This is a genomic window from Variovorax sp. W1I1 (assembly GCF_030815625.1).
Taxonomy (GTDB): Bacteria; Pseudomonadota; Gammaproteobacteria; order Burkholderiales; family Burkholderiaceae_C; genus Variovorax; species Variovorax paradoxus_C.
In genome coordinates, this window is the sequence record NZ_JAUSWZ010000001.1 from 5,285,917 (window position 1) to 5,300,926 (window position 15,010).

Annotated in this window: 12 protein-coding genes; 9 read left to right on the forward strand and 3 right to left on the reverse strand. The window is 68.8% G+C overall.

All coding sequences use genetic code 11. The features are described from left to right. Window positions 1–57 precede the first annotated feature (57 nt). Window positions 58–1,098, forward strand: a complete 1,041-nt coding sequence (locus QFZ83_RS24765) for a LacI family DNA-binding transcriptional regulator (protein ID WP_307510851.1) — start codon at window positions 58–60, stop codon at window positions 1,096–1,098. 9 nt (window positions 1,099–1,107) lie between these two features. Here the strand turns inward: QFZ83_RS24765 and QFZ83_RS24770 are convergent, their stop codons facing one another. After that, window positions 1,108–2,484 (reverse strand): sorbosone dehydrogenase family protein, encoded by a 1,377-nt coding sequence (locus QFZ83_RS24770; protein ID WP_307510852.1) that lies wholly within the window; start codon window positions 2,482–2,484, stop codon window positions 1,108–1,110. A 130-nt stretch (window positions 2,485–2,614) separates the two neighbouring features. Here QFZ83_RS24770 and QFZ83_RS24775 point away from each other — a divergent pair, with 130 nt between their 5' ends. The 7 genes from QFZ83_RS24775 to QFZ83_RS24805 all read left to right on the forward strand — a co-directional run bounded on the left by QFZ83_RS24775 (window position 2,615) and on the right by QFZ83_RS24805 (window position 12,589). Next, entirely contained in the window at window positions 2,615–3,373 is a 759-nt protein-coding gene (locus QFZ83_RS24775; RefSeq protein WP_307510854.1) for an alanyl-tRNA editing protein, read from the forward strand. Window positions 3,374–3,416: 43 nt separating this feature from the next. Continuing rightward, the gene (locus QFZ83_RS24780; RefSeq protein ID WP_307510856.1) at window positions 3,417–5,642 is read left to right on the forward strand and encodes a protein-disulfide reductase DsbD; all 2,226 of its coding nucleotides are present in this window, start codon (window positions 3,417–3,419) and stop codon (window positions 5,640–5,642) included. A gap of 94 nt (window positions 5,643–5,736) precedes the next feature. Beyond that, window positions 5,737–6,429, forward strand: a complete 693-nt coding sequence (locus tag QFZ83_RS24785) for a redoxin domain-containing protein (protein WP_306882632.1) — start codon at window positions 5,737–5,739, stop codon at window positions 6,427–6,429. 121 nt (window positions 6,430–6,550) lie between these two features. Then, window positions 6,551–7,897, forward strand: a complete 1,347-nt coding sequence (locus QFZ83_RS24790; RefSeq protein WP_307510858.1) for an MFS transporter — start codon at window positions 6,551–6,553, stop codon at window positions 7,895–7,897. A 54-nt stretch (window positions 7,898–7,951) separates the two neighbouring features. Continuing rightward, window positions 7,952–9,061, forward strand: coding sequence for a uroporphyrinogen decarboxylase (gene hemE, locus QFZ83_RS24795; protein WP_307510859.1), 1,110 nt, complete (start codon window positions 7,952–7,954; stop codon window positions 9,059–9,061). 502 nt (window positions 9,062–9,563) lie between these two features. Continuing rightward, window positions 9,564–11,645 carry a primosomal protein N' gene (gene priA, locus QFZ83_RS24800; RefSeq protein WP_307512807.1) on the forward strand — a complete coding sequence of 694 codons (2,082 nt, stop codon included), beginning with the start codon at window positions 9,564–9,566 and terminating at the stop codon, window positions 11,643–11,645. Between the two features lie 50 nt (window positions 11,646–11,695). Further along, a complete protein-coding gene (locus tag QFZ83_RS24805; protein WP_307510861.1) occupies window positions 11,696–12,589 on the forward strand; it encodes a hypothetical protein in 894 nt (297 codons plus the stop codon). Between the two features lie 42 nt (window positions 12,590–12,631). Here the strand turns inward: QFZ83_RS24805 and QFZ83_RS24810 are convergent, their stop codons facing one another. After that, window positions 12,632–12,844: a hypothetical protein gene (locus QFZ83_RS24810; RefSeq protein ID WP_307510862.1), complete on the reverse strand. Its 213-nt coding sequence runs from the start codon at window positions 12,842–12,844 to the stop codon at window positions 12,632–12,634. A gap of 256 nt (window positions 12,845–13,100) precedes the next feature. Between QFZ83_RS24810 and QFZ83_RS24815 the strand changes: the two genes are divergently transcribed. Then, window positions 13,101–13,808 carry a hypothetical protein gene (locus QFZ83_RS24815; RefSeq protein ID WP_306882626.1) on the forward strand — a complete coding sequence of 236 codons (708 nt, stop codon included), beginning with the start codon at window positions 13,101–13,103 and terminating at the stop codon, window positions 13,806–13,808. Between the two features lie 9 nt (window positions 13,809–13,817). Here the strand turns inward: QFZ83_RS24815 and QFZ83_RS24820 are convergent, their stop codons facing one another. Continuing rightward, complete coding sequence (locus QFZ83_RS24820) at window positions 13,818–14,846, reverse strand: AEC family transporter (protein WP_307510863.1); 1,029 nt, start codon at window positions 14,844–14,846, stop codon at window positions 13,818–13,820. Between the last annotated feature and the right edge of the window lie 164 nt (window positions 14,847–15,010).

Below are 15,010 nucleotides of genomic sequence, written 5' to 3' on the forward strand. Positions count from 1 at the left end.
CACTTGGCCCAAAACGATTTGGGAATTGAATCACCGCTTTTCGAAAAGGTCAACGGGATGAGCACTGATCCATTGCCGCGCGCAAATATCAAGGACGTGGCGCGGGAAGCGGGCGTGTCGCCGACCACCGTGTCCCACGCGCTCAACGCCCGGGGCCAGGTCGACGCCGAGACCCGCGCACGGGTGGAGCGGGCCGCATTGAAGCTGGGCTACCGCCCGAACCGCAACGCGCAGCGGCTGCGCACCGGCGAGGCGCACATGATCGTGCTGCTCTCGTCGATGCCTTTCGCGGTGGCGGGCGGGCCTTCGCGGCTCGGCTTCATGATGGAAGTGGCGGCGGTGGCGGCCGCGGCGGCGCTCGATCGCAGCCTCGCGCTGGTGCTCGCCCCGCCGATGGAAACCGGCCGCGTGCCGATGGAACTGCTGGACGTGGACGGTGCGCTGGTCATCGAGCCCTCCGCGGGCGATCCGAACCTGGACTATCTGCTGCGCCGCGGCCTGCCGGTGGTCACTATCGGCAAGCCGGCGGAAGACGCGGCGGGCGGCGCGGCGATGCCGCCCTACGTCGACATCCATTCGGGTCAGACCACGCGCCTCCTGCTCGACCATCTGCATGCGCAGGGCGCCCGCCAAGTCGCCATGATCCTCGGCTCGGCGCAGCGCAACTCGTACCTGGAGGGCCGGGCGGCCTACCTCGACTTCGCCGAGACGCACGGGCAAGCGCCGCTCATGTCGCTGGTCGACGAGGTCAAGGGAGAAAACGGCGGCCGCGAAGCCGCGCTCGCGATGCTGGCGGCCGAACCCGGCATCGATGCCTTCTGCGTGCCAGTGGACGCGTTCGCGACCGGCGCGGTCGCGGCGATCGTCGAATCGGGTCGGCGCATTCCCGACGACGTGATGGTCGCGACGCGCTACGACGGCGTGCGCGCCCGCACCAGCGTGCCGCCGCTCACAGCGGTGGACCTGCACCTGGAAGAAGTCTCGCAGCAGGCCATCGCGCTCTTGTTCGACCACCTGCGCGGCGACACCGCGACACGCCGGGTCGACGGGCCTGCGGCACAACTGGTCCCGCGGCTGTCGTCGGCGCGCAGGAACTGAGGGCCCGGCTCAGTTGGGCTTCGCGCGCGACACGCGCCACACCGCGTTGCCCACGTCGTCCGCCACCAGCAGCGCGCCGCTCTTGTCGAGCGCCACGCCCACCGGCCGGCCCTGCGCCTTCTCGTCGGCCGTAAGGAAGCCGGTGAGGATGTCCACCGGCGGCCCGCTCGGCTTGCCGCCGATGAATGGCACGAACACCACCTTGTAGCCCGACTTGGGCTTGCGGTTCCACGAACCGTGCTCGCCGATGAAGACGCCGCTCGCGAACTCCGGCGGCATGCCGCGCGCGTGCGAGAACGTCATGCCGAGCGGCGCGACGTGCGAGCCGAGCGCGTAGTCGGGTGCGATCGCCTTGGCCGCCATCTCGGGGTTCTGCGGGGTCACGCGGGCATCGACGATGCCGCCGTAGTAGGTCCAGGGCCAGCCGTAGAACGCGCCCTCCTTCACCGAGGTGAGGTAGTCGGGCACGAGGTCGCTGCCGATCTCGTCGCGCTCGTTCACCACGGTCCACAGCACGTTGGTGTCGGGGTCCCAGCCCATGCCGTTGGGGTTGCGCAGGCCACTCGCGAAGAGGCGCTTCTCGCCGGTCTTCGCATCGACCTCCCAGATCGCGGCGCGGCCTTCCTCGGCGGCGAGGCCGTTCTCGCCGATGTTGCTGTTGGAGCCGACGGTCACGTAGAGCTTGGTGCCGTCGGCATTGGCGATCACGTTCTTGGTCCAGTGGTGGTTGATGCCCGCGGGCAGCTGCGTCACCAGCGTGGGATTGACCTTCACCGAGGTCTCGCCCTCGGTGTAGGGCACCTTCACGAGCGCATCGGCATTCGCGATGAAAAGCTCGTTGCCCACCAGCGCCATGCCGTAGGGCGACATCAGGTTGGTCATGAAGACCTGCTTGACCTCGGCCACGCCGTCGCCGTCGGCGTCGCGCAGCAAGGTGATGCGGTTCGGGCTGGGCACGCCGGCACCGGCGCGGGCCATGACCTTGCCCATGACCCAGTTGCGGATCTTGGCGACCGGGCCGCTGCCGCCGTCGCTGCTGCCGCCGGGCTTGGGCGGCTTGTTGCTCTCGGCCACCAGCACGTCGCCGTTGGGCAGGGTGTAGACCCAGCGCGGATGGTCCAGGCCGCGCGCCAATGCCGTCACTCGCAGGCCTTCGGCGGGAGTGGGCGCGGCGGCGTCGGTCCAGCCGATGGCGGTCGCGACGTTCACGGTGGGAATCAGGGTCTTGTTCGGCTCGGTCAACTGCGGGCGGGGGCCGGTCGTGACCTCGGGCGCCAGCTTGGCGGCCTCGCCGCAGCCGGCCACCAGCAGGGCAGCGGCGACGGCCAGGGCGGATATCTGCGATGCGCGGACGATGCAGGTGGGTGCTTGCTGCGGAGCTTTCATGCGTGATCCTTCGCGGCGGAGGCCGCATACCGGGCGGATCATCCATGGGCCGCCCACCCCGGGGCTGTCGGTCGTGGGCGCTTTCTGGCGTGGGCGCACCCCAATCGCGCATCGCCGCTACCATCGCCGCATGACCGACGACCTGTTCCGTGCCGACGCCTACCTGCGCACCTGCGAAGCCCGCATCCTGCGCATCGACGAAGCCGGCATCGTGCTGGACCGCACGGTGTTCTATCCGCTGGGCGGCGGGCAGGCGGGAGACGCCGGCGTGTTGGCCCTGGCCGACGGCCGCGAAGTCGTCATCGCCGATACCCGCAAGGCCAAGAACGAAGAAGGCCAGCCGACCAACGAATTCGTCCACGTGCCGGCCCCGGATCAAGCCGAGCTGCTGGCCGCGCTGAAGCCCGGCGACACCGTCACCGCCCGCCTCGACTGGGAGCGCCGCCACCGGCTGATGCGCTTCCACACCGCCTCCCACCTGCTGTGCCACTTGGTGCCGGTGCCGGTGAACGGCTGCTCGATCACGCCCGACTACGCGCGCATCGATTTCCACATGACCGATCCGCTCGACAAGGAAGCGCTCACCGCCGGCCTCGCCCGCTTGGTCGAGGCGGCGCATCCGCTGACCGTGGGCGCGATCACCGACGAGGAGCTCGACGCCAACCCGGCCCTCGTCAAGAGCATGAGCGTGCAGCCGCCGCGCGGCACGGGCACGGTGCGCACCATCCGCATCGGTGGCGAGGGTGAAACGCAGATCGACTTCCAGCCCTGCGGCGGCACGCATGTTGCGAACACCGCCGAGATAGGGACCGTGGTCGTCACCAAGATCGAGAAGAAGAGCGCCAACAGCCGGCGCGTGGTGCTGGGCTGGGCGGCCGCGGCAGCCTGACGCCCCCGGAACTTAGTCCTGCCCAATTGCTCCGACTGACGGCATGATCCTCTCGCGCATCCATTTCGCTACGCTTCTGATAGCAATCTCCGCAGCCAGCATGCCGGCTGCGGCGCAACTGGCTTCCAAGACCGGGGCCGTCGTCACCACCCCTCATGTGCGCGCCGAACTGGTCGCGCATGCGCCCGATGGCGTGGCGCCCGGCGCACAAGCCTGGATCGGCCTGCAGATCACGCACCAGCCCGAGTGGCACACCTACTGGAAGAACGCCGGCGATTCGGGCCTGCCCACCGAGCTGACCTGGACGCTGCCCGCAGGCGTCTCCACCGGCGAGATCGCCTGGCCGGTCCCGAAGAAGATTCCGGTCGGCAACCTCGCGAACTACGGCTACGAGAACACCGTGCTGCTGCCGGTGCCGCTCGAGGTGTCGACGCTCTACAAGCCGCCGATGGCACTCGCAGGCGGCACGCCCGCGTTGGACGTGAAGCTCAAGGCCTCCTGGCTGGTCTGCCGCAAGGAATGCATTCCCGAAGAGGGCGAGTTCACGCTCTCGCTGCCGCTGCAGGGCTCGACCGCGCTGCACAAGGCCGAGTTCGATGCGGCACAGGCCGCCCAGCCCCAGCCGCTCGCCAAGCCGGGCGGCATCGAGGTCAATGGCAACAACCTGCAAGTGAAGCTCGAAGGCCTGCCGGCCGCCGTGCAGGGCAAGACGCTGGCCTTCTTCCCCGAGACCCCCGAGGTGATCCGCACCGCGGCCGTCTCCGGCAAGGACTGGACGCAAAGCTGGCAAGGCGACACCTGGACCGCGACGATGCCGCTGGCCGACCAGCGCAGCGCGAGCCCGACGGTGATGCCGGTGGTGGTCGCGCTCGCCGAAGCCGACCGACAGCCGGGCCAGCCAATGGCGTGGCGCACCGAAGCGCCGGTCGCGGGCACCTGGCCCACCGTCGCCACGCCGGCGCGCGCCGAGGTGTCGCCGGCCCTGCAGGCCGCGCTCGCTGCAAACGCCGCCAACGCCGCCGCATCGGCATCGCCCGCCGACCTGCCCGCCCAACCCACCGGCACCTTCGCCATGGCCTTGCTGGGCGCGCTGCTCGGCGGCCTGCTGCTGAACCTGATGCCCTGCGTGTTCCCGATCCTCGCGATCAAGGTGCTGGGCTTCGCGCGGCAGGCGGGCAACGCCAGTGCGCACCGCAAGGCAGGCCTCGCGTACACCGGCGGCGTGATGCTGTCGTTCCTCGCGCTCGGCGGCGCGATGCTCGCGCTGCGCGCCGCCGGTGCGCAACTGGGCTGGGGCTTCCAGCTGCAGTCGCCGGGCGTAGTGGCGGTGCTGGCGGGGCTCTTCACGCTGATCGGCCTCAACCTCGTGGGCGTGTTCGAGTTCGGCCGCGCGGCACCGTCGTCGGTCTGCAGCGCGCAGGCCAAGCATCCGCTGGCCAACGACTTCCTCTCGGGCGTGCTCGCCGTGGTGATCGCCTCGCCCTGCACCGCGCCTTTCATGGGCGTATCGCTCGGCTTCGCGATCGGGCTGCCGGCCGCGCAGGCGCTGCTGCTGTTCGCGGCGCTGGGTCTCGGCCTCGCCCTGCCCTACCTCGTGGCCGGCTTCGTGCCCGCCATCGCCTACCTGCTGCCCAAGCCGGGTCCGTGGATGGGCACGCTGCGCCGCCTGCTCGCCTTTCCGATGTTCGCCACCGTGGCGTGGCTGGTCTGGATCCTCGGCCAGCAAAGCGGCATCGACGGCGCGGGCACGCTGCTCGCGCTCCTGGTGTGCCTGGCCGCCATCGTCTGGGCGTTCACGCTGCGCGGCCGCACGCGGCTGGTGATCGCCACCGTGCTGGTCGCCTTCACCGCGGTGCTGACCGGCGCCATCGGCCGCAACATCCTGCAAGTCGTGGAGCCGGCCAAGCTGGCCGCGGCCGGCACCGCCGAGCAGCGCTGGCAGCCGTGGTCGGCCGAGCGCGTGAGCGAGCTCTCGGGCGCGGGGCAACCGGTGTTCATCGACTTCACCGCCGCCTGGTGCGTGACCTGCCAGTACAACAAGAAGCGCACGCTGGCCGATGCCGAGGTGCTGGCCGATTTCGATGCCAAGAAGGTCGCGATGCTGCGTGCCGACTGGACCCGCCGCGACCCCGCCATCACCGCCGCGCTCACCGCGCTAGGCCGCAGCGGCGTGCCGGTCTATGTGCTGCAGGCGCCGGGCAAGGCACCGGTCGTGCTGACTGAAATTTTGGGTAAGGACGAGGTCCGCGCCGCACTTGCCGCGCTTTGACCACCTGCGTGACATGGGTTGTCACATGCACTTGAAGAAACGGTTCTAAGCTGCAGTTGTCGTTTGGAATTTTCTAATGGAGCTCACGCTGGCCATGTCTCTTTCGCCAACCTCCGACTCGCGTTCCCTTCGTGCCGCGCGCCATGCCCGCGCCGCCCTGAGCCGAGCCTCCCGCCGTGCCGTCGTCGCCGCCGCTGTCGCGCTCGGCGGTGCCTTCCTGATGGGCACCAACGCTTTTGCCGCACCGGCCGTGGGCCAGAAGGCGCCCGACTTCGTCGCCGTCGACACCACCGGCGCCAAGCACAAGCTCTCGGACTTCGCCGGCAAGTTCGTCGTGCTCGAATGGACCAACCCCGGCTGCCCCTTCGTGCGCAAGCACTACGGCAGCGGCAACATGCCCGCCACGCAGAAGGCCGCGACCGACAAGGGCGTGGTGTGGCTGGCCATCAATTCCACCGAACGCGCCGCGAGCGACTACCTGAAGGCCGACGCGCTCGATGCCTGGATGAAGTCGCAATCGGCCGCGCCCACCGCGGTGCTGATGGACGAAGACGGCGTCATCGGCCAGGTCTACGGCGCGCGCACCACGCCGCACATCTTCATCATCGACCCCAAGGGCACGCTGGTGTATGCGGGCGGCATCGACAGCATCGCCTCGGCGCGCGCGGACGACATCAAGACCGCCACCAACTACGTGAACCAGGCACTGGGCGAAGCCTTCGGCGGCAAGCCGATCTCTGCGAGCACGACGCGGCCCTACGGCTGCTCGATCAAGTACAAAGCCTGACGCGCGCACAAGCGCACACCGTCACTCTTCGAGTGACAGCTACCTGACCCGCGGCGTCAGGTAGCGGTCGGGGAGCCCGGCCTACCCTTGGTGCATACACATCGCCCAAGGGGACAACAAGATGAATCCTGCGCCCTCCGCTGCGCAACAAGGCGCGGCCGCCCGCCCTTCTTCCACCACGGCTTCTTCCTCCTCGAAATTCGCCACGGTCCTGCGCGTGACCGGCGGCAACTTCATGGAGATGTTCGACTTCTTCCTGTTCGGCTTCTACGCCACGCAGATCTCGAAGGCGTTCTTCCCCGCGGGCAACGAGTTCGCCTCGCTGATGCTCACCTTCATGACCTTCGGCGCGGGCTTCCTGATGCGTCCGCTGGGCGCGATTTTCCTGGGCGCGTATGTCGACCGCGTCGGCCGCCGCAAGGGCCTCATCGTCACGCTGGCGCTGATGGCGCTTGGCACGCTGCTCATCGCCTGCGTGCCGGCCTACGCGACCATCGGCGTCATCGCGCCGCTCCTGGTGCTCATCGGCCGTCTGCTGCAGGGCTTCTCGGCGGGCGTGGAGTTGGGCGGCGTGTCGGTGTATCTCTCGGAGATGGCCACGCCGGGCCGCAAGGGCTTCTACGTGAGCTGGCAGTCGGCGAGCCAGCAGGTCGCCATCGTGGTGGCGGCGGCGCTCGGCTACTGGCTCAACGTGACCTTCACCTCGCAGGAGATCGGCGACTTCTACTGGCGCGTGCCCTTCTTCGTCGGCTGCCTGATCGTGCCGGTGCTGTTCATTATTCGCCGCTCGCTGCAGGAGACCGAGGAGTTCATGGCGCGCAAGCACCGCCCCGATGCGCGCGAGATCTTCCAGTCGATGGTCGCCAACTGGGGCCTCGTGGTCGCCGGGATGATGCTGGTGTCGATGACCACCGTGTCGTTCTACCTGATCACGGTCTACACGCCGACCTTCGGCAAGTCGGTGCTGCACCTGAGCACGACCGATGCGCTCATCGTCACGTTGTGCGTGGCGATTTCGAACTTCATCTGGCTGCCGATCATGGGCGCGCTGTCGGACCGCGTGGGGCGCAAACCGCTGCTGATCTTGTTCACGGTGCTGACCATCCTCACCGCGTACCCGTCGCTCAAGTGGCTGGTCGGCGCGCCGAGCTTTGTGCGCATGCTTGAAGTGGAACTGTGGCTCTCGTTCCTCTACGCGAGCTACAACGGCGCGATGGTGGTGGCGCTCACCGAGGTGATGCCGGTGAACGTGCGAACGGCCGGCTTCTCGCTGGCGTACAGCCTGGCGACGGCGCTGTTCGGCGGGTTCACGCCGGCCATCGCGACCGGGCTCATCGAGATGACCGGCGACAAGGGCGCACCGGGCCTGTGGATGACGGCGGCCGCCATCTGCGGGCTGATCGCCACGCTGGTGCTCTACCGGCGCAATGTGAGCCCGGCGGATGCGCGGCGCGTGCCGGTGGTCTGAGAAGGTGTGAACGGGGTCCCGTCCGCGGGCGCGGGCCCCTGCGACAATTGGGAAATGCCTTTCGCCCCATTGCAAAACGACACTTTCCTGCGAGCCTGCTGGCGCCAGGCCACCGACCACACCCCCGTCTGGCTCATGCGCCAGGCCGGCCGCTACCTCCCGGAGTACGTCGCCACGCGCGCCAAGGCCGGCAGCTTCATGGGGCTGGCGACCAACACCGACTACGCCACCGAAGTCACGCTGCAGCCGCTCGCGCGCTATCCGCTGGATGCGGCGATCCTGTTCTCCGACATCCTCACCGTGCCCGACGCCATGGGCCTCGGCCTCTCGTTCGAAGCCGGCGAAGGCCCGCGTTTCGCTCGGCCGGTGCGCGATGAAGCAGCCGTGGCCGCGCTCGAAGTGCCCGACATGGACAAGCTGCGCTATGTGTTCAGCGCCGTGGCCTCGATCCGCAAGGCGCTCGACGGCCGGGTGCCGCTGATCGGCTTCTCGGGCAGCCCCTGGACGCTGGCCTGCTACATGGTCGAAGGCGCGGGCTCCAGCGACTACCGGCTCGTGAAAAGCATGCTCTACGGCCGCCCCGACCTGATGCACCGCGTGCTCGCGGTCAACGCCGATTCGGTGGCCACCTACCTCAATGCGCAGATCGACGCCGGCGCGCAGGCCGTGATGATCTTCGACAGCTGGGGCGGCGTGCTGGCCGACGGCGCCTTCCAGGAATTCAGCCTCGCCTACACGGCACGCGTGCTCGCGGGCTTGAAGCGCACCGGCGCCGACGGCCAGCCCGTGCCGCGCATCGTGTTCACCAAGGGCGGCGGCCTCTGGCTCGACGCCATGCGCGCGCTCGACTGCGAAGTGCTCGGCGTGGACTGGACCGTGAACCTCGCCACCGCGCGCCGCCAGATTGCCGAAGGCAGCGACGGCAAGGCCAAGGCGCTGCAGGGCAACATCGACCCGAACGTGCTGTTCGCCCCGCCTGCGCAGATCGAGGCCGAGGTGGCCAAGGTGCTGCGGGCTTTCGGCAAGCCGCACGCCGACCGCAGCGCGCAGGGGCCGACGCACATCTTCAACCTGGGCCACGGCATCAGCCAGTTCACGCCCCCCGACCATGTGGCGGCGCTGGTCGAAGCGGTTCACACGCAGTCGCGCGCCCTGCGCGGTTGAAACTGTCACGCCGGGGCAGGTCACGCGAACGCGCGGGATGGCCCCAGGAAAACCGCTCCGAATCCGTTTGTCAAGCCCAAAAACGGTCTAGGGGGCCAGACTTATGCACAAAACGCGTGTTGCACTGCGCAAGATTATCTGAGGCACCGCCTTCTTTGCTCCCAAACCAATAGCACGCGTAAGTTGTTGATTTATATAGGATTTGAACTTTGCTTTTTTTTGGGGCAATCCAGCGAGAGCCTTGATTTTCAAGGCTCGCCAGCGTGTCGAGCCCTGTTGTCAACAAAGTTATCCACAGAAACTCTGGATGGCGGGCAAAGCACTGGAAAATCAACGACTTAAGTGGATTTGCTCAAAGTCGCATTAACAAACGTTGCCAACAAGGTCCCCCATCTCCACCACCAGCCCCGCCCCCGAAACGGACGCCGCGACCGCGGGTAACTCCGCTCCGCCGCCGCCTGACAGCGCGCCGGCGGGCGCAGCGTGGCGTCTCGATATCGCGGTGCAGACGCCGGCGCACGCCGCGCTCGGCGACCTGCTGAGCTACGCCGGTGCCGCCCCGCTGGTGCCCGGCACGCTGGTGCGGGTGCCGCTGGGCCGGCGCGAGGTGCTGGGCGTGGTCTGGAACGAGCCCACCTCGCTGGCAGGAACCGGGGCCGAGCCCGACATGGCGCTCAAGCCCGTGGGCGCCGCGCTCGACGCGCTGGCGCCGCTCGGCGAGGCCTGGCGCGACCTCGTGGCCTTTGCCGCGCGCTACTACCAGCGCTCGATCGGCGAGATCGCCCTGGCCGCCCTGCCGCCGCAACTGCGCGACCTGACGACGACCCAGCTCGCGCGCCGGCTCAAGCGCAAGACGACGACCGGCCCAGTCGCCCAGACGGCCGAAGCCGCCAACCTGATCGCGCTGAGCCCGGAACAGACGGCGGCGCTGGCCCGCATCGAGGCGGAGAGCGGCACCTTCCTCCTGGTCGGCAGCACCGGCAGCGGCAAGACCGAGGTCTACCTGCGCTGCGTGGCCGACCTGCTCGCGCGCGACCCCGAGGCGCAGGCGCTGGTGATGGTGCCCGAGATCAACCTCACGCCGCAGCTCGAAGCGCGCTTCAAGGCGCGTTTCGGCGACGAGGCCGTCGTGTCGCTGCACAGCGGCATGACGAATCCGCAGCGGCTGGCGAGCTGGCTCGCGGCGCACAGCGGCGCCGCGCGCATCGTGCTGGGCACGCGCATGGCGGTGTTCGCGTCGATCCCGGGGCTGAAGCTCATCGTGGTCGACGAAGAACACGACCCGAGCTACAAGCAGCAGGAAGGCGCCCGTTATTCCGCGCGCGACCTTGCCGTGTGGCGCGGCCAGCGCGAGGGCGCGAAGGTGATCCTCGGCTCGGCCACGCCCTCGCTCGAAAGCTGGCACCAGAGCCGCCCCGCCGAAGGCGACGATCCGGGCGGGCGCTATGTGCGTCTCGAAATGCCATCGCGCATCGGCGCCGGCGAGTTGCCCGCGGTGCGGCTGGTCGACATGAACCTGCAGCCGCCGAAAACCGTGCTCTCGGGCGCGTTGCTCGACGCCATCGGCCAGCGCATCGCGCGCGGCGAGCAGAGCATGATTTTCCTGAACCGCCGCGGCTACGCGCCAGTGCTGGCCTGCGGCGATTGCGGCTGGAAGAGCGAATGCCCGCACTGCAGCGCCTACCGCGTGTTCCACAAGATCGACCGCACGCTGCGCTGCCACCACTGCGGCTTCACCGAGCGCGTGCCGCGCGCCTGCCCGGCCTGCGGCAACCCCGACATCGCGCCCGTGGGCCGCGGCACCGAACGGCTCGAAGAGCACCTGGCCGAACTGTTCGCCGCGGTGAAACGGCCCGACGGCAGCGCGGTGCGCATTGCGCGCATCGACGCCGACAGCACCAAGAAACAGGGCGCGCTCGAATCGCAACTGGCCGCCGTGCATGCGGGCGAAGTCGACGTGCTGGTCGGCACGCAGATGATTGCCAAGGGCCACGACTTCCGGCGCATCACGCTGGTGGCCGCGGTGAACCCCGATGGCGCACTGTTCTCCAGCGACTTCCGCGCGCCCGAGCGGCTGTTCAGCCTGTTGATGCAGTCGGCCGGCCGCGCCGGACGCGACGCCGCGTATCTCGCAGCGCAGGGCGCGACGGCCGAAATGTGGATCCAGACCTTCCACTCGCAGCACCCGCTTTTCATGGCGCTGCGCAAGCACGACTACACCGCGTTCGCCAAGCAGCAACTCGACGAGCGCCAGGCCGCCGCGATGCCGCCCTTCGCGTTCCAGGCGCTGCTGCGCGCCGATGCGCGCGAGCAGTCGGTGGCGCAGGCCTTCCTGAACATCGCGGCCGATGCGGCCGAGGCGCTGCCCGGCGCCGACATCGTCACGCGCTACCCGGCGGTGCCGCTTTCGATCCAGCGCGTGGCCAACGTGGAGCGCGCGCAGATGCTGATCGAAAGCCCTTCGCGCGCCGCGCTGCAGCGCCTGCTGGCGAGCTGGCAGCCATTGCTGCACGAACTGCGCCGCACGCCGGAAGGCAAGGGCGTGATCCGCTGGCTGGTCGACGTCGATCCGCACAGCATCTGAGCCGGTTGTCCTGCACGGCGCAGCGGCTGGCGGCGCCAAGGTGAGCCGGCATGAACAACACCCTCGCTTCCGTGGCGCGTCGGACCGGCCTCTCGATCGTCGCCATCGCGCTGGTGGCCGCATCGGCGCCGGCCCTGGCGCAGCAGCCATCCACTGATACCGGAGCCGCCGCCGCACTGCGCGCGAAGCTGCAGGCGCTCGCGCCACAACTGGAACGCAATGCCTTCCGCCGGCCGCTCGCACTCGAATCGAGCGAGGCCGCGGATCGCTTGAGCGGCGACGTCTATGCGCTGGTGGACCATCCCTTCGCGCAAGTGAGCGGCGCGCTGCGGGAGCCGGCCGCGTGGTGCCAGGTGCTGATGCTCCACCTCAACACCAAGCACTGCGCGGTGAAGGGCGGCGGCGCCACGCTGGCGGTGGCCATCGGCCGCAAGTTCGACCAGCCGCTGTCGGATGCGCAGACCATCGCGTTCGCCTACACGCCGGGCAAGGCGGATGCGAACTACCTCAACGTGCGCCTGAGCGCGGACACCGGCCCGCTTTCCACACGCGACTACAGCATCGTGTTCGAAGCGACGCCGGCCGACGGCGGCAAGACGGCGATCCACCTGCGCTACGCGTATGCCTACGGCACGGCGGCGCGGCTCGCGATGAAGGGCTACCTCGCCACGCTCGGCAGCGACAAGGTCGGCTTCACGCCCGCGGGACAGGGCGGCTACATCGGCGGCGTGCGCGGCGTGGTGGAGCGCAACACCATGCGCTACTACCTCGCGATCGACAGCTATCTCGATGCGCCCGCCGCGGGCCAGCTCGAGCAGCGCCTTGGTGCGTGGTTCGATGCGACGGAGCAGTACGCCAAGCAGCTTCACGAGATCGAGAAGAGCGACTACTTGACGATGAAGCGCCACGAGTTCCAGCGCATGCAGCAGCCGGCCGCGTCCTGAAACGACGCCGACAACGTCGCGTTCATTCCAAGAACTCAGAGATCAGTGGTGGCCGGTGGGCTCCTTGCCCATGTCGACATAGCGCAGCTCGCGGTGATGCCGGCGCCGCGCAATGCTGCCCGGCCATGCGAACACCACGAGGCTCAACGCGGCCAGCGCGATCGACGCCGCCGTGCCCAGCAGACCGACATGCCACACCCAGCCCACGCCGGCGAGCCATGCCATCCACAGCAGGATGCGAACCAGTATTGCCATCACGCGCCCTATTCACGTCTTCACATCTTTGACCTGGAACCACTTTAGCAGCGCATCTGCAAACTCAAGCATTCAACTGAAGGCATATCGATGCCTACGACTTACGGCCTGCCCTGTGATTACCCAGAAATAATCTGCAAAAGGTGTTGACGCGATGCCATGAGGCTGTTCAAGCTGTAAACGCGCAGTAAACCCGCGAACCGACGCGGTGCCCCGGGTTCCAAGCAAGCTCGCTCGCTCACACGCAAAGGTCGCCGTGAAACCGTCGTTTCTTCCTGGTTGGGTCCTCTCGCTTGCGTGCATCGCCGCCGTTGCCGGCATGGTCGGCACACCGGTTGCCGCCACCGCGGCGGACATCGAATTGCAAGGCCGCGAACTGGTGGTGTCGGGCATGCTCGACGGCAGCGCGATCAAGACCTTCACCGAACAGCTGGCAAGCGGCACCGTGCGCACCGTGGTGTTCGAAGACCTCTCCGGCGGCACCGCCGATGCGGCGGGCGCCTTTGCAGACGCCATTCGCGCGAGCGGCGTCGACACCGAGATCCGCGGCCAGTGCATGGCCGCCTGCGCTTACGCGTTCCTTGCGGGCAAGACGCATCGATTCGGTTATGGCTTCCAGGTCAACGGCATCCTGCTGCCGGTGGCCGCGCGCCCCACGGCGGCCGAGCTGGCCGTGCGCTGGCGCGGCGAGGAAGCCCATAAGACACTGGCCGACTTCACGCCCCCAACCGCCAGCACGGCGGGCACGGCGACGGCGAAACCGGTGGAGGCCAGTGTCCCGCCCGTGAAAGACGTGAGAGACAACTGGCAGCCGGATCACGGCATCCTCTTCACCGCGAGCCCCACGCTCTTCGGCCGCATCTACAACGCCTACTACTGCGACGGCACGCAGGGCCGCGATTTCTCGAAGTGCGAGCGCATCTCGGATGCCGATCCGTACAAGCTCGGCGTCCTCACGCCGTAGCCCGTCGCCTCAGCGCAGCAGCCCGACCGCCAGCGGAAAGCTGAAGAACGCCGCCACCGTCGTCCACAGGATGATGCGTGCGATGCGCCCGTTGTCCGCACCGAAGCGCTCGGCCAGCATCGACACATTGCTCGCACTCGGCAGCGCAGCGACCAGCACGATCACCACCAGCGCCGCGTGCGAGAGCGGCAGTCCCAGCGCGATGGCGCCCGCGCCCAGCGCCCACACCAGCACCGGATGCAGCAGCAGCTTCACCGCCACCACCGGCAGCACGTCGGCGAGCGGCGCCTTGGGCATGGCGGCGCCTCCCGTTCCCATGGCCTCGGCCACCGCGGCGCTCGCCACGTGCTCGCGCGCCAGCAAAGCGGAGCGCGCCAGCACCGCGCCGATGGTGAAGAGCGCCACAGGCGAAGCCGCATCCGCGAGCATGGCGATGGTGCGGTCGATGGGCCCCGGCAATTGCCAGCGCGCGGCCGACAAGAGCACGCCCAGCAGAATCGACCAAGGCATCGGGTTCACGACGATGCCGCGCAGCGCCTTGCGCGCCGCCTGCGAGGCCCCATGCCGCCCCCCACTGCCGGCCTCGCCGGCGCCGTCGAGCCGCGACAGCGCAATGCACAGCGACGAAGTCACGACCAGGTCGAACGCGATCGTGATGATCATCGGCCCGGCCGCCTGCGCGCCGAGGATCGCCACCAAGAGCGGCACGCCCATGAAGCCGGTGTTCGGAAAGGCCGCCACCAGTGCGCCGAAGGCCGCGTCGTTCCAGCCGATGCGCGCATTGCGGGTGAGCATGACCACGCCCGCCACCACGGCCAGCGCGCTCGCGCCCCAGATCAGTGCCACGCTGCCATCGAGCAGCTGCGCGATCGGCGTGCCGGCGCCGAAGCGCAGCAGCATGCAGGGCAGCGCGAAATACAGCACGAAGGTGTTGAGGCCGGGAATCGCCTCCAGCGGCAGGAGGCGGGCGCGGGCGGCGGCATAGCCGGCCGCGATCAGCGCGAAGAAAGGAAAAGTTACAAGAAATACAGGCAGCACCGCGCGATTGTCGTTGCCCGGGCCATTCCTAGCCTTCCTGGCCCTTCCTGGCCCTTTTCCTGCATGCGCCCTGCGTGCGCCGCCTACAACGTCCGGTGGGGCCGGCCCCGTATCATTGCCCGCTTTGCGCCTGCCGTTCCCCACGGCGTTCTCCGGTTCTCCCT